A 20,793-nucleotide genomic window follows, 5' to 3' on the forward strand; every position below is an offset into this window, starting at 1 on the left:
GCTCGGCCGCCTCGGTCAGGCTGAACCCCGCCGCGACGGCCTCCACGGCGAGCTCCCTGGTCTCCAACGGGTACATGCGGACTCCAATCCGGACACCGGAGTGTCCAACTTTTTGTCCGCACCCCCTCTGGCACGGCGACTGTCCATTTTTGTAGCAAAAGCATGTTCTGCCGTGGCGAAAGCCCAGGTCGGCGATCTCGGAAGAGCCGATGCGTCGTCGGAGTGGGGCCGATTTGTGCCAGAACGCGGTTTCGTGGCCAAAAATGGAGGATTTGCGTGCACGGGCGTGCACGGGCGGGGGTAGATGGCGGGATGGCGCGTGGAGCCACGGGGCGTCGCGCCGTCCGTGATCGAAGCGAATCGCCGGCTTCTCCTCACGTGTCGCAGCTTTGCTCGATAGCGCGCTCAGCGTACCTGTCGGCTTGCTCGCTTCGGAATGCGTGCGACTTGCTGCCCCCCCCCCTCGCTGCGCTCGCGTCACACTCCGACTCCGTGCGTTCGGCCCTTCCTGTGCGCTGATTCCTCGTGCATGGCGCGGTCGTGTTCGCGGACCGCAGCTTCGGCTCGCATACGAAAGCCCGCCGCGCGTGGTGCGCGGCGGGCTTGGAAGGTGGGGTGCGGAGCGCGGACGGGGCGGCTCCGCAGCACGGCGCCGAGGCGGCGTCCTTTAGTTGGACGAGCCGTCCTGCTGCCCGTCGCCGCTGTTGGAGCCGCCGTTTTTCTGGGCGTACTCGTCCGGCGTCATGACGTCGACCACGTTCACGGTCATCTCGATCACCTCGAGGCCGGTCATGTCCTTGAGGTCGTCGCCGACGACCTTCTTGATCTCGTCGAACACCTGGGGAGCGGATTTCCCGTACTCGAGGATGACGTCGAGGTCGAGTTTGGCGCCTGCGTCGTCCACGATGTCGGCATCGACGCCCTTCGTCTTGTCGGCACCGCCGAGGCCCTCCTGGATGCGGGAGAGGACGTTGCCCTTCATATCGATGATGCCGTCGATCTTCTGGGCTGCGAGCGAGGAGATCTTCTCCACGACGTTCTCGTTGATGACCAGCTTGTACACCGGTTCGGCCGAGACGTCCTCAAGATCGCGCAGGTCGAAGGAATCGCTCTTGTCCTTGTTCTTCTCGTCTACGGAGGAGTACGGGTCGTAGGTGCTCTTGGTGCTGGTGGGGTTCAAAGTGCTCTGGGTCATGGTGCTTCCTTTCTGTCGGATTGAACGCTGCGCTGCTGGCGGCGCACGTCGGACGGCTGGGGCGTGCCGGACGTTCGCGTTGCGGACGGGTGGTCGCATGCCGCCAGCTGCGGGACGTGCGCCGCCAGCTTGTGCGGGTCGATCAGGTGAAGCGCTTGAGGACGCTGCTCACGCGCTCGCGGGTGGTGCGATCGCCGTCGCGGTACATGCCGATGGCGGCGCCGATGGTGGCGAACAGCGCCAGCAGCACCGTGGGCCAGAAGCCCACGATGAGGATGAGCGCCGCCGCGACGAAGCCGACGATCCCGTAGAGCACCGCATGGCCGTGCTGCTCCACGGCAGAAGTCGCCGCGCGTTTGACGCTGGCGTACACGCCGCGGCTGCGCTGTTCGTCCGTGTCGGGGGCGGCGTCGGCGTTCTCCTTGGACCCGTCGGCCTTGCCGGCCTCGTTGACGGGCTTGGCGGCGCTTTCCGGCTCGTCGCCGTGTGGCTTGTCCGCGCCGCTCTCGACCGCACTTTCACGCATGGCGCGCGCGTTGTCGGTTTTGCCGTTGCCGCGCGCGCTGTCGGCGGTGGCTTCGCCGCTGCCGCGCGCGCTGTCGATGGTGGCCTTGGCGTCATCTCGCATGCTGACGGCGGGGGATGCGCTGTGGTCGGTGCGGTCGGTGCGATCCCTCGAGGTTGCATCGTGCGCGGCGTCGCCGTGCCGTGTGCCGACGACCCGCACGACGGGTCGCGTGTCGCGCTGCGCGGGACGTGCGGGTTCACGACCGTTCTTCGGTGTGGACGCCGGGGGCTTCTCCGCTGCGCTCGGCGCGTTCGCGACGCGCCGTTCCATCACTGCTTGGCTCATGCGGACACCTCCTTACGCGCTCTTGCCCACGGCATGGGCCGGAACCGGCTGCATCGGGTGTTGCCGCTGCGCGTCCGCGTCGTGCTTCGTAGCCTGCTGCGTGAACGCGGGCGTGACCACGTCCGCGTCGCCGACGAACGTGATGCGCACGCTGTCGACCGGGTAGCCGGTGAACGCCTCGAGCGTCGCGGCGATCTCGTCTTGCAGCTTCGCGCCAAGCTGTCCCAGCTCGGCGTTGCGACCCGGGTCGATCTTCGCGTGGATGGTCATGCGCGGCTCGCGCCTGTTCGCGATGTCCACCTTCACGGAGTTGACAGACATGCCGCGATGCCCTTCCACGACGTGCTTCACCGTGGATTGGATGGCGTTTTGCGTGATGGCGATGCTGCCGTTGCCGCGTTCGAGCTCAAGCTGCGAGTGCTTGCCCGGCGCCGAGATCGCGCGGATGAGCACGACCAGCAGGCCTACTGCGGTGATGCCCAGCAACACGGCCTCCACCACGTAGAACCAGGGCATGCCCATCAGCCATGCGATTGCGGGGAACAAAGGCTCCCACGCGAACCACAAGGATGCGAGGACGCCGACGCCCAGCACGGCAGCAATGACGAACACGATCATGCAAAAGCGTCTGAACTTTCCCATGGTTGCCGCCTTTCTTCTCGTGCGCGCGCCGAGCGTGCGGCGCGCTGTCGGATAGGGTGCGACCACTCTAGGGGAAAGCGCGTGTCGGCGCGCCCGCTCGCGCGCAAGTGCCGCCGGACGTTTGCCATGGCGTTGAGACTCCGTAGGAGGAGCGCGTGGTGTTTTTTTGCGGGAAAGGGCGGCGCCGGTGTCGTTATGTCGCGCCAGCTCGGCATGTGCGGTGACGGACGACAGTGCGTGGTGGGCGACGGCGTAGAGGTCGGAAGGCGGGCGACACGCGGCTTTACCGGTCGCCCTCGGCGAACCGCTCGCGTTCGCGCACGGAATCCACGAGATCGATCAGTTCCTGCTTGCTGTGCACGCCCAGCTTGGCGTACACGCGCTTCGTGTGCATCTTGATGGTGTTGCGCGAGATCGTGAAGCGCTCTTCCATGAAGGCGAGGTCGCGCCCTTGCGCAAGCTGCTCGAGCACTTCCGTCTCGCGCGGCGTGAGCCCGCAGGCTTCGGCGACGAGGGCGCAGGGGCGCTTCCAATACAGGAGGTCGGCGGGTGCGAGGTTGTGGGCGGGCGCGGAATCGGCGGGAGTGGGCGCAGGCGCGGACGCGAGGTCGCTCGCGCCCGCCGAAGCGCTGTCCGTCGTCGCCGCCGAGGTCGCGCCTGCGCGGCGACCCGCGTCTTCGCGGGGGCGCTCCTGCGCGGACAGGACGCTTCGCAGCGTTTTGTCGCCCGACAGGTACAACAGCCCCACCACGTACGCGAACACGAGAAAGAGCGACGCCGCCTCCTCGGCCTGGGGAATCGCGTCGCCGACGGCTGTCGCCGCCATGGCGACGAGCGCTCCCAGCAGATGGCCTGAAACGGCTGCCAAGCGCGTCGCCGCAGCGGCACGCAGCCGGTTTCCGCACGAGCCGACGATAATTGCCGAGGTCGTCCACACAACGATCTCGAACAACGTGGCGCCCACTCCGGCAAGCAGCTGTTCCGCATCGGGCGCGACGGGGGAGAGGACGGGATCGAGCAAGAATCCGGCCGCAGTGCACACGACGGCGGCGCGGAACAGCTCGTGCGCTTCAAGCGCGGGGAGGCGTCCGGTTGCGAACAGGCCTGCGACCAGCACGATGAGGGCCGGTGCCGCGCCTATGCCGGCTCCGGGGAATCCCTCCGTTCGCATGAATCCCAGCAGCATGACCGTTCCCGCGATGCCGACCAATGAGCTTCTGGTGAGAAGGCCGTCGGAAGGTGCATGCCGGAAAACGCGCCGCCGAACGTGAGGGGCCGTCTGTCGGCCTTCGCCGCGTCCTCGCGTTGCCGGATCATCGGCGCGTGCGGCGGCGACATCGCCCTGTTCGGCGCGGCGGGATGGGATGGCGTCTTCGATGGGAAGGAAGCGCGTGACGGCGTCGCCCGTTATCGCGCGCGGGTCGGCTTGGGTCGTTGGCGGGACAGCCTGTGCCGCCGCGCGCGAGCATGCCCACCCTGCCGCGCCGAGCAGGACGGCGCCAGCCGCCAAAAGCGCTTCCGGGCCCCACTCGGTCGCGGCGACCGCGGTTCGAGCTATCGGCTCAACGGCGAACGCGCACGCAAGCGAGATCGTGGAGACGCTCGTTGCCGTGCGTCGCGGCAACGTCGAGAACGATGCGAGGAGGGGGATGCTCAAAAGGGGCCCGACGCACTTCGCAAACGCGAGCGGAACCAAAACGAGCGCGCCGGCATCCTGTCCTCGAAGCGCGAGCACGCCTACGGCTCCCAATGCGAACAGCCCGCATCCCAAGGCGGCCCACCGTTTGAAGCGTGTTGGGTGTGCCGATGGGCTCGCTTGCGCGCGCGACGAGCGCGCAAGCCATGACGGGCGCAACAGCCGCAACAGTTGCGACGGGCGATGCGCGCGCGAGGGTCGCGGCGGGCGACCGGGGCTCCGAACAGCCTTCCCGCCGCTCAGCGCAATGAACAACGCGGCGTACGCTGCGAGCGAGAACACGCGGATGGGCAGGTAGCCTCCCGACGGCTGCGCAAGGCCGATAAGCGCGCTATCGCCCGTCCAAATGCCTGCGAACAGAAGAAAGAGGCCGATGCCGGGCATAACGCCGGGTTTCGAGAAGGCAGCCGCCATCCATGCCCCCCCCCTCCGTATTCGGAGCCTTCTTCTCCACGAGCGCCCCTCCTCTCCTTAAAAATGCTACTCCTTTGATTCAGTATAAGCCATTTTGTCAATAACACCCACTTTGGGTGTTTGCTTCAGGAAGCATTTGAGTATGGTGGACAACGTTTCGGCGCGGCCCTCGCCAGGCTTCGGCACGAAAGGCGGGGTCGCAAGGTGAGATAAAGAGGGAGGACGATGGTATGACGAACCATGACAAGAATGCGACGGGCGCAACGACGCGTCCCCACCGCCTGACGCGTCGCAGCTTCGTTGCGGGCGTGGGCGCGATGGGCGCTCTGGGCGTGCTGGGCAGCTTCGGCCTGACGGGCTGCGCGCCGTCGGGCGACACGGCCGCCGGCGGCTCGGGAGCGGGCGAAGGCACGAGTGAGTCGTACGACGCGGTGATCATCGGCGCGGGCGGCGCCGGCCTCTCGGCGGCCATCGCCGCGTACGACAAGGGGCTCACGAACATCGTGATCCTGGAGAAGATGGCGGTGAACGGTGGCAACACGAACTTCTCGTCGAGCGGCATGAACGCCTCGGAGACGAAGTTCCAAAAAGAGCAGGGCATCGAGGACAGCAACGACCTGTTCGCCCAGGAAACGCTCGACGGCGGCCACAACACGGGCGATCCCGAGCTCGTTCAGTTCATGTGCGACAATTCGGCCGGTGCCATCGACTGGCTTGACAGCTTGGGCATCAAGCTGGACAACATCACGCTGACCGGCGGCATGTCCGTCAAGCGCTGCCATCGTCCGACGGACGGTTCGGCAGTGGGCCTGACCCTCGTTCCCGGCCTGGTGGCCGCAGCGGAAGAGCGCGGCATCCCCACCAAGATGAGCTGCGAGGCCAAGGAGCTGGTGAAGGACGGCGACGCGGTGACGGGCGTGAAGGTCGACCTTGATGGCAAGGACACGACGATCAACGCCAAGGCGGTCATTCTGGCCACGGGCGGCCTCGGCGCGAACGCCGAGATGGTGACGAAGTACCGCCCCGACCTCGAAGGCTACGTCACCACGAACCAGCCCGGTGCGACCGGCGACGGCTACACGATGGCCGAAGACGCGGGTGCCGAGCTCGTGCAGATGGAGCAGATCCAGATCCATCCGACCGTCGAGCAGGAGACGTCCACACTCATCGCCGAGGGCGTGCGCGGCGGCGGTGCGATCCTTGTGAACAGCGAGGGCAACCGCTTCTTCGACGAGATGTCCACGCGCGACAAGGTGTCGGCGGCCGAGCTGGAGCAGCCCGGCGGCTTCGCCTGGTGCGTGTTCGACCAGCAGGTGTACGACGCGAACACCGCCATCGCGAAGTACGAGAAGTCCGGGCTTGTGCAGAAGGGCGGCAGCGTGGCCGAGTTGGCCGAGGCCATCGAGGTGGATGCGGCCGCGCTCCAAGCCACCATCGACGCGTACAACGCCATCACCACCGACGGTGCAGCCGACGAGTTCGGCCGCACCGAGGGTTGCATCGCCTTCGCCGAGGGCGCTATGTACGCCATCAAGGTGGCTCCCGGCATCCATCACGAGATGGGCGGCGTGAAGATCAACGAGAAGTGCGAAGCGCTCGACGCGTCCGGCAACCCCATCGCGGGCCTCTACGCGGCTGGCGAGGTGACGGGCGGCATCCACGGCGACAACCGCATCGGCGGCAACGCGGTGTGCGACATCATCGTGTTCGGCAAGAACGTCGGCGAAGTGGTGGCCGACGCCCTGGCGTAGCCGTTTCGGGTATTCCCTCCCTGCGGGCCGCGGCTTTTGCCGCGGCCCGCGTGCGTTTGCGTGCGGGCTTTCGGTCAGGCTGGGCGTGCGGCGTGTGCGGTGCGTGCGCCGGAAGACTGCCCGCTATGCGTGGGAGACTGCGGAAAGTGCGTTCGCGTTCACGTTCACGCTCGCTTTCCTGCGGTTGCTTGCGTTTCTACGCGAAGATCTCCTTCTCCACCACGAGGTCGTTCTTGATCTTGCCGACGAGCTTTTGCAGCGCGTCGATGCAGTTCGGGCGTATATCGGCGCCGATGAGCACGTACATGATGGATTCCCCCACCTCCAGCACGCCTTCGTTGAGCCACACGCGCACGTAGTACACGCCGGGCCAGGTGAGCGCCTCGGCCACGGCTGCGTCGACGCCGGCGGCATCGTAGGAGAACTCCACCTGGGCAACGTCGCCCAGCCCTTCGACGCCTTCGCGCACGTGCTTTTTGGGCGTTACGCGCACCACGCCGTTGTGCGTGAGGAACATGCCGCATTGTGCGGCTTTCGGATCCTGCTTCGCTTCGGCAAGCCACTGATCGATGGACGGTTCCTGCTTGGCCATGGGGCCCTCCTCGATGTTGCGCCCGCCCGCGCGTGCGCGGCGGGTTTCGTATCTAACGGCGATCATTGTAGCGGTTTCCCCGCGGCGGGCGAGTGCCGTCCCGCGTAATCACAGGATTTTGCTAGGGTATAAAGCGGAATGCGGCTTGTGTGCGAGAGCGGATGCGACAGGGCGCGCACGGTGCGCGGCACGGGGACGGAAGCGGGGACGGGAGGAGTGTAGCGGAGGCGTGCTGGATGCGCGTGAGATCCGCGTGAGGGATGCGCACTGCTCGCGTTGGATTCGCGTCGGACCTGCGTTGGGGACGCATGCGGTTCGTATCGGGATTGTATGGCGCTCGCGTCGGGTCCGTGTCGGGATTGCATGGCGCTTGTGTCGAGCCCGTGCCAGGAGCGCATGAGGGTTTGCGTGCGGTCTGCGGTGAGGGCGCATGGGAGGGGTTTGCGTTTGATCCGCGTTGGGAACGCAAAAGACTTGGGTTGGACTTGCGTCGGAGATGCAGGGGATTTGCGTGCGATCTGCGGTGGGATTACGTGGCGCTCGCATGGGATCAGCATGGGATCGAGGCGCTGTTTCGCTGGATGTGCGCCATGCCGGCGCAAGATTCGGCTGGTAAGTTGATGGTTGCGATCGGATCGCAAAGAGTATACGATATATACCAGCATGGAGGCGTGCCTATGCTTTTTGAATACGATCCCGCGAAAAGCGCCCGCAACCGCATCAAGCACGGCATCGATTTCGAGCAGGCGAAGCGGCTGTGGAGCGGCAAAGTGGTGACGGTTCCGTCGCTGGGCGAATACGGAGAGGTGCGATACGTCGCGCTTGGAGTGATCGACGGAAAGCATTGGACGGCGGTGTTCACGCGCCGAGGCGAGCGGATTCGCATTATCTCTGTTCGGCGCTCAAGGAAGAAGGAGGTCGAGGTGTATGGCGAAGAGGATCAGCGCTGAGGAGTTCGACCGCATATTCGACGAGGGGAACGAGGATATCGTTGACTATCTTGACCTCGATAAGGCCGTGGTGTCGTATCCCGACCTCGACACCGACCTGCGGCGGGTGAACGTGGACTTCCCCGAGTGGATGATCGACGAGCTGGATCGCGAGGCCAAGCGCATTGGCATCAACCGCCAGGCGGTCATCAAGACCTGGATCGCCGAGCGCATCGACCGCATGCGCGCCGCCCGCTCGGCGTAGGCGAAGTCGTCGGTCGCATTGTTGTGGATTCGCTGGAAGTGCGTGAGAACCGCGACGGAATTGCGCTAGAAGAGCGCTCGACGTGCGTCGAAACGTCATCGGAACCACGCTGGGTTACGGCGGCGATCTGCTGGATGCACGCCATTCCCGCGCAAGGTCGGGCTGCTATGCTGGTGGTTGCGATCAGAGCGCAAAAAGTATACAATATATACCAATATGGAGGCGTGCTTATGCTTTTTGAGTACGATCCCGTAAAAAGCGCCCGCAACCGCGCCAAGTACGGCATCGATTTCGAGCAGGCGAAGCGGCTGTGGGAGGATCCGCGTTTCGTGGAGGTGGACGTTGCGTACGAGGATGAGGCTCGGTACGCCGTCATAGGCATGATCGGCGGCAAGCATTGGACGGCCATCATCACGTATCGCGGCTTGGTGGTGCGCATCATTTCGGTTCGGCGCTCTCGGAAGAAGGAGGTTGCGATTTATGGCGAAGAGCATCAAGGCTGAGGAATTCGACCGCATATTTGACGAGGGCGAGGAGGACATTGTCGAGTATTTGGATCTTTCCACCATTCGACGCCCCGACCTCGACACCGACCTGCGGCGGGTGAACGTGGACTTCCCCGAGTGGATGATCGACGAGTTGGACCGCGAGGCCAAGCGCCTGGGCATCAACCGCCAGGCGGTCATCAAGACCTGGATCGCCGACCGCATCGACCGTATGCGCGCCGCCCGTTCGGCGTAGGTGGAGGACGTTGTCGGGCGTACCGATCTGGACGGGCGGTCGCCTTTCCTCCCAAATGCGGAATAATCTCGGAGCGCGGTCGTAGGGGGGGGCGAGGGCGTGCCGCCAGCTGGCCCGCAGCGGCCTTGCTCGCGGAATTCTAAGATTTCACCTGTTGGACATGAAAGCGGCTGGCGGCGATGGTAGACTAGGCGCATTCTCAGAACGCACGGAAAGGAACCGCGGTGGCACTGCCTGCAGCCGACTTGAGCAAACAACCCGACAATCGCACGACCATGGAGCTGGGAGCCGTGCTTCCCCTGACGGCCGAGGTGCGCGACGACCATCTGTTCGTGGGCGGCGTCGACATGGTGGAACTGGCCCGCGAACAGGGCACGGCGCTCTACGTGATGGACGAGGCCGACATGCGTGCCCGCATGCAGTCCTACCTGCGCTCCTTCCGCAGCCGCCACGAAAACTCCGCCGTCGTGTACGCCAGCAAGGCGTTCCTCAACAAGGAAGCCGCGCGCATCGTGAACGCCGAGGGGCTGTGCCTCGACGTGTCGGGCGGCGGCGAGTTGGCGTGCGCGCTGGCGGCGGGTTTTCCCGCCGATCGCATCTTCATGCACGGCAACAACAAGACACCGCAGGAGCTGCGCGAGGCCATAAGCGCGGGCGTGGGGCGCATCATCATCGACAGCCGCATCGAGCTTGGCCGCATCTCTCAAATTGCCGGCGAACTGGGCGTCGAACAGGTTGTGTATATGCGCATCACGCCGGGTGTGGAGGCCGACACGCACCAGTACATCCGCACGGGTTGCGAGGACTCGAAGTTCGGCTTCACCATGCGGGACGACTTCGCGTACCGCTGCGTGCACGACGTGCTCGCAGCGCCGAACGTGCGTCTGGCGGGTCTGCACTGCCACATCGGGTCGCAGATATTCGCGCTCCATTCGTATCCGGAGGCCGTCGAGGTGATGGTGGATCTCATGGCGCGCATCAAACAGGGCTACGGCGTCGAACTGGGCGAGCTGGACATGGGCGGCGGCCTGGGCGTTGCGTACACGGCTGCCGATAAGCCCGCCTCCATCGACGAGTTCGCCGAAACCGTCACGGCGGCGGTGCGCGCCGCGTGCGAGAAGCATGGCGTGCCCCTGCCGCGGCTGCTCGTGGAGCCGGGTCGCAGCCTCGTGGCCAACGCGGGCGTGACGCTGTACACCGTGGGCATCATCAAAACGCTGCCGGGCATCCGCAAGTACGTGGCCGTGGACGGCGGCATGTCCGACAACATCCGCACGGCGCTCTATCACGCCGACTACGAGCCGGTCATCGCCAACAAGGCGGCGCACCCGCGCACCGAGATCGTCACCATCGCGGGCAAGCACTGCGAAAGCGGCGATGCCGTGGTCGTCGACATGCCCATGCAGCGCCCCGACCTCGGCGACATCGTGGCCGTGTTCGGCACGGGCGCGTACAATCACACCATGTCGAGCAACTACAACGGCCAGCCGCGTCCTGCTGTCGTGTTCGTGAAAGACGGCGAAGCGCGCGTGACCACGCGCCGGGAAACGTACGACGACCTGATGGCGCGGGACGTGTAGGAGAGGGCCGGCGCGCGTCGCACGAGGGCTGCGACAGGGTTGGGGCGCTCGTGCTGCATGGCCGCAATCGAGCCGGGTGGACGTGCCTTTCGGAAGCGTTTCGTGCGTTGTGCGCCGCCGCCTTTCGTCGCGGAGTGCTGCGATCTCGTTATGGTGCTGGAAAACGGGCGCGTGAGGTTCGCAGGGGCGTTGGACGAGGGCGTCCTCCAGGATTCCGTCGCCTATCTGGCGTCTTGAGGCAGGCGGGCCCTGTCGAGCCATGCGGGAGCGCCCGATGGAGCTTCGTGAGTTGAGCGGATGGCTTCGAGGCGATCTCGCGATTCGTCTCCCGAGTCAGCTGTGCGTCCGTTCGCGAGGGCGCCTGTCTGTCTGGGAAAGGCTTGCGCATCTGCCGATCCTCGTTTCTTCCCAACGCTCTCTTCCCGTCCCCTGTCGGGCGGCATGGTGGAGGTTCGCCGCTTTTCTTTCCGGGATGCGGCATCCGGCGGCGATGTTGCCCTACAGTAGTGCGCTAAGCGCGTCGTCGCGACGCTGTTGGCGAGGAAGGGAACTGACATGACGGTTAAACTGGGACTCGTGGGCACGGGCACGGTGGGCGGCGGGTGCATCGACATCCTGAAGAGCCATCGCGAAGACTTCAAGCGCCATTACGGCATCGATGTGGAGCTGGCGCGCGTGTGCTCGCGCAACCCCGAGCAGGCTATCGCGCACGGCGTGGAGGACCTCTTCACGCAGGATTACCGCGACATCCTGAACGATCCGAACATCGACATCGTCATCGAGCTCATCGGCGGCACCACAGTGGCGCGCGATGTGGTGCTCGGCGCGCTGCGCGCGGGCAAGAACGTGGTCACGGCCAACAAGGCGCTCATGGCCACGCACGGCGAGGAGGTCATGCATGCGGCCGAGGAGGCCGGTCGGGAGATCGCGTTCGAGGCCAGCGTGGGCGGCGGCATCCCCATCATCGACCCGATGAAGCACTCGCTCATCGCCAACGAGGTGAGCTCGGTCATGGGCATCGTGAACGGCACGACGAACTACATGCTCACCCGCATGGTGGAGGACGGCTTGAGCTACGACGACGCCCTGCGCGAGGCTCAGGAAAAGGGTTTCGCCGAGGCCGATCCCTCTGCCGACGTGGACGGATTCGATGCCGCTGCGAAGATCGCCATCCTCGCGTCCATCGCGTTCAACTCGCGCGTGACCATCGGCGACGTGCACACCGAGGGCATCCGCTCCGTCACGACGATGGATTTGGACACCGCACGCGACATGGGCTACTGCGTGAAGCTGCTGGCGCTCGCGCATCGTACGCCGCAGGGTATCGACGTGCGCGTGCATCCCACCATGCTGCCGCTGTCGCACCAGCTGGCCACGGTGAACGGCGTGTACAACGCCATCTACGTGACGGGCGACGCCGTGGGCGAGACGATGTTCTTCGGCGAGGGCGCGGGCGCGGGGCCGGCCGCGAGTGCCGTCATGGGCGACGTGCTGGAAGTGGCGCGCCACGTGCAGCAGGGCATCGGCCCCATCGTGGGCTGCACCTGCACCGACGATCTGCCCATCGTGCCGATGGACGAGCTCAAGACGAAGTACTACATCCGCTTCAAGGTGGCCGACCGCTCCGGCGTGCTGGCCGCCATGGCGGGCGTGTTCGCGAAGCACAACGTGAGCGTGTACTCGGTGGTGCAGCGCGGCAAGAAGGACGGCGGCTCGGTGGATCTTGTGTACGTCACGCACACGGCGCGCGAGAAGAGCGTTCGCGACGTGCTGGCCGAGATCGCCGAGCTCGACGACGTGCTGCGCGACGAGCCGAGCGTCATCCGCGTGGAGGACTAGGCTTCGCGCGGCGTATGTTGCGCCTGTTGAACGTGGGTGGCGCGAACGTTGGCGGCGCGAGCGGAGCACCGAGCGCGCTGCGGGACTACGCGCTTGCGGTTGCGATCATGCAGGGGGATGGGCGTTTTTTTTGGGGGGGGGTGATCTCGCAGGACGGCGACCCCTCCCCGCTGCCGCGACACCCTTCCGGGGAGGCGCAGCGGGCGGGGTAGCGAGCGCGCTGCCTTTCGGTGGCGGGCATCGCTTTGCGACGCAGAGGTGGCCGGCACGGACGGGCTCGGCGCTTTGCGGTGCGCGGGTTGCCGGCGCGGGCGGCTCGGCGCTTCGATGGACAGCCTGTGGCCGCTTTGTGACCGCAACGTGTCGGTTCGTTGACAGACGCGGTGCGATGGCGAAGAGATAGTTTTAGTTTAATACTATATGCTCGAGAGAGCGATCCCGGCGCGCCCCTGCGAGGGCGCGCTCGCATGTGAGAGCTTCGCGCGCTGCCGCACACGGCGGTTCCGCGCGATCGCCGCCGTGCGTGTCGCAGACGGCGCGCGCCTCTCCCGCAAGGCGGGCGGGGCGCGGGGAAGACGAAGAGACGGAAAGAGGGCAGTATCGTGAAGGGTTTTCTCGAGCGTTTGCAATGGAAGCTCGCGGGCATGATGCAGGGGCGGCGCGGCGCCGACACCCTGTCGAGCTTCCTCATGGTCGTGGGCATCGTGCTGCTGCTCGTTTCCATCGTTCCGGGGCTTGACGTGCTTTCGTGGGTGGCGCTGATCGCGCTCGCGTACGCACTGTTCCGTTCGTATTCGAAGAACGTTGCCGCGCGCGACCGCGAGAACGCCGCATTCGAGCGCGCGGTGGAAAAACCGCGCAAGCAGCTCTCGCTTGCGCGCAAGGCGTGGGCGAACCGCAAGACCACGCGCTATTTCACATGCAAAGGCTGCGGCCAGGTGCTTTCGGTGCCGCGCGGCAAGGGCACGCTGCGCGTGGTGTGCCCCAAGTGCAAGACCGAGAGCACGATGAAGTCATAAGGGCGCATCGTGGAGATCAGCGTTTTCAAGCGCGAGTTGTTCGCGGTCATGTGCGATGTGCAGAAGATCCTGCATGAGACGATGGCGCCTATCTGCCAGCAGCACGGGCTGACGCTGCAGCAGATGCACGTGCTCGTGGAGCTTGCGCGCGAGCCGGGGCTGACGCCTGGTCGGCTGAGCGACCAGGCGGGGATACTGCGCACGAACTTCGCCTCCGTGTGCCGTAGGCTGGAAGCCCGCGGGCTTATCGAGCGGCGCCGCAGCGAGACGGACAGACGCTCGCTGCGGTTGCGGGTGACCGACGAGGGGCGCGCACTGCTCGCGAGCATCGACGAAGAGGTGCAGCGTCGCTACGGCGACACGTTCGCCGCCGAGCCGCCCGAGACGTTCGACGCCATCATCGGGGGCTTCCGGGCGCTCGACGAGCTGTCTCGAAAGCTGGTGCGCTGATGTTCGGCTACGTGGTGCCCGCCTGGGAAGGGCTGAGCGAGGCCGAGCGCGAGCGCTACCACGAGGCGTACTGCGGACTGTGCCGCGCCATCGGCGAGCGTTGCGGGCAGCGCTGCCGGTGCGCGCTCACGTACGACCTCGTGTTCCTCGCGTTGCTGCTCGGGTCGCTGTACGAGCCTCAGGAACGCGCGGGTGCAGGGCGCTGCGTGCCGCATCCGGCGAAGCCGCACCGGTTCGTGCGCACTGCGTGCGTGGACTACGCGGCCGATGCGACGGTGGCGCTGGCGTACCACAAAGCCTTGGACGATTGGCGCGACGATCGCAGCGTGCGGGCGCGTGCGTCCGCGTGCGCACTGGCCGGGCCGTACCGCGGCGTCCGCGCGCGGAACCCGCGTATGTGCGAGGCCGTGGAGGCGGGCATGGCCGACATCGCCGCCATCGAGGCGGCGGCGCGTGCGAGCGCTGCGGACGCGGGAGTTGACGCGGGCGTGGTCGGGGCGGCGGGCGCTGCTGGCGCGGGGGATGTGGAGCATGCGAGCGCTGCGGAAGCGGGGGACACAACGCATGCGAGCGCCATGCGCACTGCGGGTGCGGAAGGCTGGACGGGCGCCGAGGGCGTTGCGGACTCTGCTGGCTCCACGGGCGCGGCCTCTCACGTGGGTGCCAAGCCGGCACCCGACGCCGCCGCCAACCGCTTCGGCGCTCTGATGGGCGAGCTGTTCGTGTACCGGCCGGACGATTTTTGGGCCGACGACCTGCGGCGGCTTGGCGCGCGATTGGGAAAGTTCGTGTACGTGATGGACGCGGCGATGGATTACGAGGATGACAAGGCCTCGGGCAGCTACAACCCGCTCGTGGACATCGAGGCCGACGCGCAGGACGTGTGCGAGGACCTGACCGTGCTCATGGCCGGCGTGGCCGAGGCGTTCGAGCGGTTGCCGCTCGAACGCGACCTGCGCCTTTTGCGCAGCGTGGTGTACGCGGGCGTGTGGCAGAAGTACCGTGCGAAGGAAGACGACAAGGAGAAGCGCCGTGGTTGAGAACCCCTACGACGTGCTGGGCGTGAGCCGCGATGCGTCCGCCGACGAGGTGAAGAAGGCGTATCGCAAGAAGGCGCGAGAGAACCACCCCGACTTGAACCCGAACGATCCCGACGCGGCGGATCGGATGAACAAGATCAACGAGGCGTACGACCGCATCATGAACCCGGAGAAGTACGCGGCGCGCGATCGACGCGCGAGCGCGGCGGCGGGCGGTCCGGGTGCGGGGTACGGCGGTGCGGGTGGCCCGAGCACAGGTTACGGCGGCGCGGGGCAGGGTGCGGGCGGCTCCGGCTACGGTTACGGCACGGAAGGCCCTTACGGCTGGTCGGGCGGCTTCGGCTTCGATTTCGACGACCTGTTCGGCTTCGGCGGGACGGGCTACGGCGCGCGGGAGCCCATCCATCCCGAAGCCGCCGCGGGCGACAGCGCCCAGATGCGCAGCGCCATCGACGCCATCAACGCGGGGCATGGGCAGCAGGCGGTCGACATTCTCAACACGGTGACGAGCGACGGCCGCTCGGCGCGCTGGTACTACCTCAGCGCACTCGCCAACGACGCCGCGGGCAACACGCTCATGGCGCTCGAGCAGATCAGGCGCGCAGTTCGTATGGATCCGGACAACCTCGACTACCAGCGTGCGCAGCGGCAGTTCCAGCAGGCGGGACAGGCTTATCAGCAGGAGAGCGAGGCACAGGGATTCAGCATGGGCATTGATCCCGGTCTTGTCTGCTGCGGCATCTGGTGTTTGGGCCCCACGTTGTGCCGCTTCTGCGGCATGCCGTTGTAGGTTTCGGCGGTCTGCCGACCACCGAAACTGCTCGACGCTGCGGCTTTCCGTGGCGCCCCATCTCGCGGCGATGCCGATGACTCGCGTACCGAAGTACGCAACGCCCTCGCCATCCCCACGATCTGGGGCACCACGGAAACCCCCGCTGGCGTTACGAACGACCCGTGACTACCTGTAACTACCCGTGACTACCTGCGATTTTCATCCGCAAACCCAACTCGAAAGGACACGCTCATGGCAACCATCGGAATCGACCTCGGAACGACGAACAGTTGCGCGGCGTTCGTCGAAGGCGGGCGGCCGGTCATCGTCCCTAACGTGGAGGGGGAGCGCACCACGCCGAGCGTGGTGGCGTTCTCGAAGGACGGCGAGCGCCTCGTGGGCACCGTCGCCCGTCGTCAGGCGGCGATGAACCCCGACCGCACCATCGAATCGGTCAAGCGCCACATGGGCGGCGACTGGTGGGCCGACATCGATGGCAAGCTCTACTCCCCGCAGGAGCTGTCGGCGATGATCCTACGCAAGCTCCGACGCGACGCCGAGGCGTTTCTCGATCAGGAGGTCACGCAAGCCGTCATCACGGTTCCCGCGTACTTCGATGACGCGCAGCGCCAGGCCACGAAGGACGCCGGGCGCATCGCCGGCCTCGACGTGCTGCGCATCATCAACGAGCCCACGGCCGCCGCGCTCGCGTACGGGCTGGACAACGGGGAGCCGCAGAAGGTGATGGTGTACGACCTGGGCGGCGGCACGTTCGACGTGTCCATCATCGAGATCGGCGACGACGTCATCGAGGTGCTGGCGACGTCGGGCGACAACCACTTGGGCGGCGACGACTTCGACGAGCGCGTGATCGCGTATCTGCTCGATGCGTTCCAGCGCGAGCACGGCATCGACGTGCGGCGCGACAAGATGGCGTTGCGACGCGTGGCCGAGGCGGCGCGCGAGGCGAAAAAGGAGCTCTCGGCGCTCGAATCCACGCAGGTCAACCTTCCGTTTCTGGCGCAAGGCCCCGCGGGTCCCGCGCATCTCGAAACAACGCTCACGCGCGCCGCGTTCAACGACATGACGCGCGATTTGGTGGAGCGCACCTCGGGGCCCGTGCAGACCGCCCTCAACGACGCGGGCATCGCCGCGTCCGAGCTGGGGTGCGTGCTTCTGGTGGGCGGCTCCACGCGCATCCCCGCCGTGCAGGAGCACGTGCGTAGGCTCACGGGCAAGGAGCCGTCCGCGTCCATCAACCCGGACGAATGCGTGGCCATGGGAGCCGCTTTGCAGGCGGCCACGCTTTCCGGCGCGTCGACGGGCTTGGTGAAAGCCGACAACAGCATCCTTCTGCTCGATGTGACGCCCCTCAGCCTGTCCGTCGAGACGGTGGGCGGCGTGGCCACGCGCCTCGTCGAGCGCAACACCACGCTGCCCGTGCATTACTCGCAGGTGTTCAGCACGGCGGCTGCGTTCCAGACGAGCGTGGAGATCCGCGTTTTGCAAGGCGAGCGGCCCTTGGCGAAGGACAACAAGGCCATCGGCACGTTCCGGCTGAAGGGCATCAAGCGCGCACCGGCCGGCGTGCCGCAGATCGAGGTGACGTTCGACATCGACGCGAACGGAATCCTCACCGTGTCGGCGAAGGACCTGGACACGGGCAAGGCGCAGTCGATCACCATTGACGATTCGGGGCGCATGTCCGACGACGAGGTGGAGCGCGCCATTCGCGATGCCGAGCAGTACGCCGCCCAAGACGGCCTGCGTCGCGACTTCATGGCCGCGCGCGACGAGGCGCAAAGCTTGCTCAGCGAAGCCGACCGAGCGCTCGCGCAGGTGGGCAAGCAGCTGGAGAAGGACGAGAAGAAGCAGATCAAAGCCGATGCGGCTGCGTTGCGCAAGCTTGTCGGCAAGAAGCTGGACGCGCTGTCGGCTGCCGATGTGGACGAGCTGAGATCCGCGAAGGACCGGCTGGAGCGCTCGAGCGCCCGCGCCCGCACCCTGGTGTCGCGTGACTGACGCCTCAAGGCACCGCGCGGTGCGCCTGCGAGCGGGCAAAGGGGCATGGGACGGGAACGCGAGCGGGTGCGCGGGCGGTTGCGGCCCTGATCGGGCGATCCGCGTGCCCGCTTGCGTTTGCAGAGGTCGCCTTCGCGTCTCATCCTGCGCAACATCATAGGTGCGTTCGCGCCGTCTGGTAAAATCGCTTTCGAGCATCTCAAGCTGCGATTTGGAGGGGAGGTTTGGCCGTGACTGGGAAAAACGACGGGGATCTCGCAAAGGGCGACAACCTTCAAGAGCTTTTCGACCGCTCCAAAGCGCTCGTTTCAAACGCCCGAGGCTACATCGGCCAGTTCGCCAATGCCGTGACGGTTTATACGAGCTTTGAACTGGGCCGCTACATCGTTGAACAGGAACAACGGGGCAAAGAGCGCGCAGACTACGGAGCCCGGGTGCTTGACAGGCTTTCCGCTTATCTCACCGCGGAGTTCGGAAGGGGTTTCTCCCGCGCCACTGTCGCCAACATGCGGCAGTTCTACCTCGTCTATCGCGAGCGCGAGAGCCAGATTGTCTCATCTCCGTTGAGGCAATTGCCCGCCGAAGACTTCGCCGGAATTGTCCAAACGGGATTTAGACAATCTCCCGACACGCTCGAATCTTTCCCCTTTCGTCTCGGTTGGTCTCATTACCAAGTGCTCATGCGCATAGAAAGCAAAGCCGAGCGCGACTTTTACGAGCGCGAGGCCATCGACAACGTTTGGGATGTGAAGACTCTCAAACGCCAATACGGCTCTAGCCTCTACGAACGTCTCGCCCTCAGCCGCGACAAGAACGAGGTTATGCGCTTGGCCAACGAGGGGACGGCACCTCAAAGACCGGCCGACCTCATTAAAAGCCCCTATGTGCTCGAGTTCGCGGGTCTTGACGACAAGGCCGTCTACCACGAGACCGACCTCGAGACCGCTGTAGTTGACCATCTGCAGGATTTCCTGCTCGAGATGGGCAAGGGTTTCCTTTTCGAACGCAGGCAGAAGCGTTTCCAGTTCGATTGGCGCGACTATTACCTCGACCTCGTGCTCTACAACCGATTTCTGCGCTGCTACGTGCTCGTGGACTTCAAGGCCGACCTGCTCTCCCATGAAGATCTGGGCCAGATGCAGATGTATGTGAACTACTATGACCGCCATATGAGGCTTCCCGATGAGAATCCCACCGTGGGCATCCTGCTCTGCAAGCGCAGCGACCAGGCACTTGTGGAGTTGACGCTTCCCGAAGATGCGCACATTTACGCTGCGGAGTATCGCCTGTACCTGCCCGATAAGAAGCTTCTGCAGACGAAACTCGCAGAATGGCTTGAAGAAGAGGGGGCCGATGATGGCGAGTGAGGCCGAAAGGTGCAACCTTAGAATCGGGGATGGCAACTGACGGACGGAGGGAGCGTCGTCGCCGCGAAGCGCAAGCCTTGACGTGCCCGAGGGGAACGGCTTCTAGTATCATGGTTGCGACAAGCGCGCCCGCCGCGCGGACGATTCGGAGAAAGGGACGGCCATGGAGCAGTACAAGCAGGAGTTCATCGAGTTCATGGTGGAGAGTGAGGTGCTCAAGTTCGGCGAGTTCACCTTGAAGAGCGGCCGCAAGTCCCCCTTCTTCATGAACGCGGGCGCCTACGTGACGGGCGACCAGCTGCACCGCCTCGGCCTCTTCTATGCGCGCGCCATCCACGACAACTTCGGGCTGGACTTCGACGTGGTGTTCGGTCCGGCGTACAAGGGCATTCCGCTGTCGGTGATCACCGCGATGGGCATCTCCGAGTTGTACGGTAAGCAGGTGCGGTACTGCTCCAACCGCAAAGAGGTCAAGGATCACGGCGCGGATGCGGGCAACCTGCTGGGTTCCGAGCTGCATGACGGCGATCGCGTGGTCATGGTGGAGGACGTGACGACCTCCGGGAAATCCATCGACGAGACGTACCCCATCCTGAAGGGTGCGGCCGATGTGGACATCAAGGGCCTGATCGTGTCGCTCAACCGCATGGAGGTGGGCAAGGGGGGCGTCGTGACGGCGCAGCAGGAAGTGCAGGAGAAGTACGGTTTCCCGGTGGCGTCCATCGTGTCCATGGCCGAGGTGACTGAGTGCTTGCACAACCGCGAGGTGCAGGGGCGCGTGGTCATTGACGACGCGGTGAAAGCTGCGCTCGACAAGTACTATGCGCAGTACGGCGCGAAGTGACGAAGCGAAGGAGTACGAAACGTGACGAGCGAACGCATCGGCGTCATCTTCGATTGCGATGGAACGCTGCTCGATTCGTCGGGCGTATGGCACGAGATGGAGGACGAGTTTTCCCGACGTGCCGGTGTGCGGCTGACGAAGGCTGACACCGACGAGTTGAACACTCTCACGGTGCCGGAATCGGGAGCATTCTTCCATGAACGTTTTGGATTGGGAGCGAGCGCCGCCGACGTTGTGGGCATGATCGACGAGTTCGTTTTAGGGTACTATCGCGAGCGGGCTTGCGAACGGCCGGGTGCGCTCGCGTTTGTACGAGCGCTCGCCGAGCGCGGCGTGGCGATGAGCGTGGCGTCGTCGAGCCCGCAAGCCTACCTCCAAGCTGGCCTTGAGACGGCCGGGTTCCTGCCGTATCTGGATGCCGTCGTGTCGGTGGACGACGTGGGGAAGTCGAAGCGGGAACCTGCCGTGTACGATCATGCGCGCGCCCTCATGGGCACTCCTCTGCGCTCCACCTGGGGATTCGAGGACTCTTCCTATGCGGCGCGCACGCTGCGCGCTGCCGGCTACCGTACGATGGGCGTGTACGATAGCGACCTCGCAGGCACCTACGAAGATCTCGCCGCAATTTGCGACCGTGTGGTGCGCGGTTTCGGCGAATTGGACGCAGACGAGTTCGTCGCTTGGAGCGTTGCACCGCAGGCTTCTTCATCCTTCCCCGCCTGATCTGCGCCGTGAGCGCGTTGAGGCAGGAGCGTTGCGGTACGGCGCAGCGCTCCCGCCTC

General features: G+C 65.6%; 20 protein-coding genes. 15 read left to right on the forward strand and 5 right to left on the reverse strand.

Annotation, left to right across the window (positions count from 1 at the left end):
• Positions 1 to 667: 667 nt before the first annotated feature.
• From C2L80_RS03790 to C2L80_RS14075, 4 genes are all read right to left on the reverse strand, one after another.
• Positions 668 to 1,195 (reverse strand): Asp23/Gls24 family envelope stress response protein, encoded by a 528-nt coding sequence (locus C2L80_RS03790; RefSeq protein ID WP_087197050.1) that lies wholly within the window; start codon positions 1,193 to 1,195, stop codon positions 668 to 670.
• Positions 1,196 to 1,337: 142 nt separating this feature from the next.
• Entirely contained in the window at positions 1,338 to 2,033 is a 696-nt protein-coding gene (locus tag C2L80_RS14260; RefSeq protein ID WP_239938688.1) for a DUF2273 domain-containing protein, read from the reverse strand.
• Positions 2,034 to 2,060: 27 nt separating this feature from the next.
• Positions 2,061 to 2,690, reverse strand: coding sequence for an alkaline shock response membrane anchor protein AmaP (amaP, locus tag C2L80_RS03800; protein WP_087197052.1), 630 nt, complete (start codon positions 2,688 to 2,690; stop codon positions 2,061 to 2,063).
• A 283-nt stretch (positions 2,691 to 2,973) separates the two neighbouring features.
• Complete coding sequence (locus tag C2L80_RS14075; RefSeq protein ID WP_087197124.1) at positions 2,974 to 3,876, reverse strand: helix-turn-helix transcriptional regulator; 903 nt, start codon at positions 3,874 to 3,876, stop codon at positions 2,974 to 2,976.
• Between the two features lie 1,154 nt (positions 3,877 to 5,030).
• Between C2L80_RS14075 and C2L80_RS03810 the strand changes: the two genes are divergently transcribed.
• Positions 5,031 to 6,551 (forward strand): flavocytochrome c, encoded by a 1,521-nt coding sequence (locus C2L80_RS03810; RefSeq protein ID WP_193602623.1) that lies wholly within the window; start codon positions 5,031 to 5,033, stop codon positions 6,549 to 6,551.
• Between the two features lie 196 nt (positions 6,552 to 6,747).
• Here the strand turns inward: C2L80_RS03810 and C2L80_RS03815 are convergent, their stop codons facing one another.
• Positions 6,748 to 7,143, reverse strand: a complete 396-nt coding sequence (locus C2L80_RS03815; protein WP_092201076.1) for a molybdenum cofactor biosynthesis protein MoaE — start codon at positions 7,141 to 7,143, stop codon at positions 6,748 to 6,750.
• A gap of 677 nt (positions 7,144 to 7,820) precedes the next feature.
• Between C2L80_RS03815 and C2L80_RS03820 the strand changes: the two genes are divergently transcribed.
• From C2L80_RS03820 to C2L80_RS03895, 14 genes are all read left to right on the forward strand, one after another.
• The gene (locus tag C2L80_RS03820) at positions 7,821 to 8,093 is read left to right on the forward strand and encodes a BrnT family toxin (protein ID WP_087197057.1); all 273 of its coding nucleotides are present in this window, start codon (positions 7,821 to 7,823) and stop codon (positions 8,091 to 8,093) included.
• Positions 8,071 to 8,337, forward strand: a complete 267-nt coding sequence (gene brnA, locus C2L80_RS03825; protein ID WP_092201043.1) for a type II toxin-antitoxin system BrnA family antitoxin — start codon at positions 8,071 to 8,073, stop codon at positions 8,335 to 8,337. The genes C2L80_RS03820 and brnA (C2L80_RS03825) overlap by 23 nt, the downstream gene beginning before the upstream one ends.
• Positions 8,338 to 8,567: 230 nt before the next feature.
• Positions 8,568 to 8,840 (forward strand): BrnT family toxin, encoded by a 273-nt coding sequence (locus tag C2L80_RS03830; protein ID WP_092201046.1) that lies wholly within the window; start codon positions 8,568 to 8,570, stop codon positions 8,838 to 8,840.
• On the forward strand, positions 8,818 to 9,078 hold the full coding sequence (brnA, locus tag C2L80_RS03835; RefSeq protein ID WP_092201049.1) for a type II toxin-antitoxin system BrnA family antitoxin: 261 nt from the start codon (positions 8,818 to 8,820) through the stop codon (positions 9,076 to 9,078). Before C2L80_RS03830 ends, brnA (C2L80_RS03835) begins: the two co-directional genes overlap by 23 nt.
• A 224-nt stretch (positions 9,079 to 9,302) precedes the next feature.
• Entirely contained in the window at positions 9,303 to 10,658 is a 1,356-nt protein-coding gene (gene lysA / locus C2L80_RS03840; protein ID WP_092201052.1) for a diaminopimelate decarboxylase, read from the forward strand.
• 555 nt (positions 10,659 to 11,213) lie between these two features.
• Positions 11,214 to 12,497 carry a homoserine dehydrogenase gene (locus C2L80_RS03845; RefSeq protein ID WP_092201055.1) on the forward strand — a complete coding sequence of 428 codons (1,284 nt, stop codon included), beginning with the start codon at positions 11,214 to 11,216 and terminating at the stop codon, positions 12,495 to 12,497.
• Positions 12,498 to 13,099: 602 nt separating this feature from the next.
• Entirely contained in the window at positions 13,100 to 13,516 is a 417-nt protein-coding gene (locus C2L80_RS03855; RefSeq protein WP_103262685.1) for a hypothetical protein, read from the forward strand.
• 9 nt (positions 13,517 to 13,525) lie between these two features.
• Complete coding sequence (locus tag C2L80_RS03860; protein ID WP_103262686.1) at positions 13,526 to 13,966, forward strand: MarR family winged helix-turn-helix transcriptional regulator; 441 nt, start codon at positions 13,526 to 13,528, stop codon at positions 13,964 to 13,966.
• Positions 13,966 to 15,006: a DUF5685 family protein gene (locus C2L80_RS14265; RefSeq protein ID WP_239938690.1), complete on the forward strand. Its 1,041-nt coding sequence runs from the start codon at positions 13,966 to 13,968 to the stop codon at positions 15,004 to 15,006. The genes C2L80_RS03860 and C2L80_RS14265 overlap by 1 nt, the downstream gene beginning before the upstream one ends.
• A complete protein-coding gene (locus tag C2L80_RS03875; protein WP_092201061.1) occupies positions 14,999 to 15,796 on the forward strand; it encodes a J domain-containing protein in 798 nt (265 codons plus the stop codon). The genes C2L80_RS14265 and C2L80_RS03875 overlap by 8 nt, the downstream gene beginning before the upstream one ends.
• 234 nt (positions 15,797 to 16,030) lie before the next feature.
• Positions 16,031 to 17,800, forward strand: coding sequence for a molecular chaperone DnaK (gene dnaK, locus C2L80_RS03880; protein WP_092201064.1), 1,770 nt, complete (start codon positions 16,031 to 16,033; stop codon positions 17,798 to 17,800).
• 230 nt (positions 17,801 to 18,030) lie between these two features.
• The gene (locus tag C2L80_RS03885; RefSeq protein WP_087197128.1) at positions 18,031 to 19,167 is read left to right on the forward strand and encodes a PDDEXK nuclease domain-containing protein; all 1,137 of its coding nucleotides are present in this window, start codon (positions 18,031 to 18,033) and stop codon (positions 19,165 to 19,167) included.
• 163 nt (positions 19,168 to 19,330) lie between these two features.
• Positions 19,331 to 20,011 carry an orotate phosphoribosyltransferase gene (pyrE, locus tag C2L80_RS03890; protein ID WP_087197079.1) on the forward strand — a complete coding sequence of 227 codons (681 nt, stop codon included), beginning with the start codon at positions 19,331 to 19,333 and terminating at the stop codon, positions 20,009 to 20,011.
• Between the two features lie 21 nt (positions 20,012 to 20,032).
• Positions 20,033 to 20,734, forward strand: a complete 702-nt coding sequence (locus tag C2L80_RS03895; protein WP_087197081.1) for an HAD family hydrolase — start codon at positions 20,033 to 20,035, stop codon at positions 20,732 to 20,734.
• The last annotated feature ends 59 nt before the right edge of the window (positions 20,735 to 20,793 follow it).

Origin of the sequence: Rubneribacter badeniensis, assembly GCF_002899695.1 — a bacterium.
Taxonomy (GTDB): domain Bacteria; phylum Actinomycetota; class Coriobacteriia; order Coriobacteriales; family Eggerthellaceae; genus Rubneribacter; species Rubneribacter badeniensis.

Excerpts from the sequence above, each read along its gene's own strand:
- dnaK (WP_092201064.1), top strand. The coding sequence starts at position 16,031 with ATGGCAACCATCGGAATCGACCTCGGAACGACGAACAGTTGCGCGGCG.
- brnA (WP_092201049.1), top strand. The coding sequence starts at position 8,818 with ATGGCGAAGAGCATCAAGGCTGAGGAATTCGACCGCATATTTGACGAG.
- C2L80_RS03815 (WP_092201076.1), bottom strand. The coding sequence starts at position 7,143 with ATGGCCAAGCAGGAACCGTCCATCGATCAGTGGCTTGCCGAAGCGAAG.
- C2L80_RS03810 (WP_193602623.1), top strand. The coding sequence starts at position 5,031 with ATGACGAACCATGACAAGAATGCGACGGGCGCAACGACGCGTCCCCAC.
- pyrE (WP_087197079.1), top strand. The coding sequence starts at position 19,331 with ATGGAGCAGTACAAGCAGGAGTTCATCGAGTTCATGGTGGAGAGTGAG.
- C2L80_RS14265 (WP_239938690.1), top strand. The coding sequence starts at position 13,966 with ATGTTCGGCTACGTGGTGCCCGCCTGGGAAGGGCTGAGCGAGGCCGAG.
- brnA (WP_092201043.1), top strand. The coding sequence starts at position 8,071 with ATGGCGAAGAGGATCAGCGCTGAGGAGTTCGACCGCATATTCGACGAG.
- C2L80_RS03820 (WP_087197057.1), top strand. The coding sequence starts at position 7,821 with ATGCTTTTTGAATACGATCCCGCGAAAAGCGCCCGCAACCGCATCAAG.
- C2L80_RS03790 (WP_087197050.1), bottom strand. The coding sequence starts at position 1,195 with ATGACCCAGAGCACTTTGAACCCCACCAGCACCAAGAGCACCTACGAC.
- amaP (WP_087197052.1), bottom strand. The coding sequence starts at position 2,690 with ATGGGAAAGTTCAGACGCTTTTGCATGATCGTGTTCGTCATTGCTGCC.
- C2L80_RS03830 (WP_092201046.1), top strand. The coding sequence starts at position 8,568 with ATGCTTTTTGAGTACGATCCCGTAAAAAGCGCCCGCAACCGCGCCAAG.
- C2L80_RS14260 (WP_239938688.1), bottom strand. The coding sequence starts at position 2,033 with ATGGAACGGCGCGTCGCGAACGCGCCGAGCGCAGCGGAGAAGCCCCCG.
- C2L80_RS03845 (WP_092201055.1), top strand. The coding sequence starts at position 11,214 with ATGACGGTTAAACTGGGACTCGTGGGCACGGGCACGGTGGGCGGCGGG.
- C2L80_RS14075 (WP_087197124.1), bottom strand. The coding sequence starts at position 3,876 with ATGCTGCTGGGATTCATGCGAACGGAGGGATTCCCCGGAGCCGGCATA.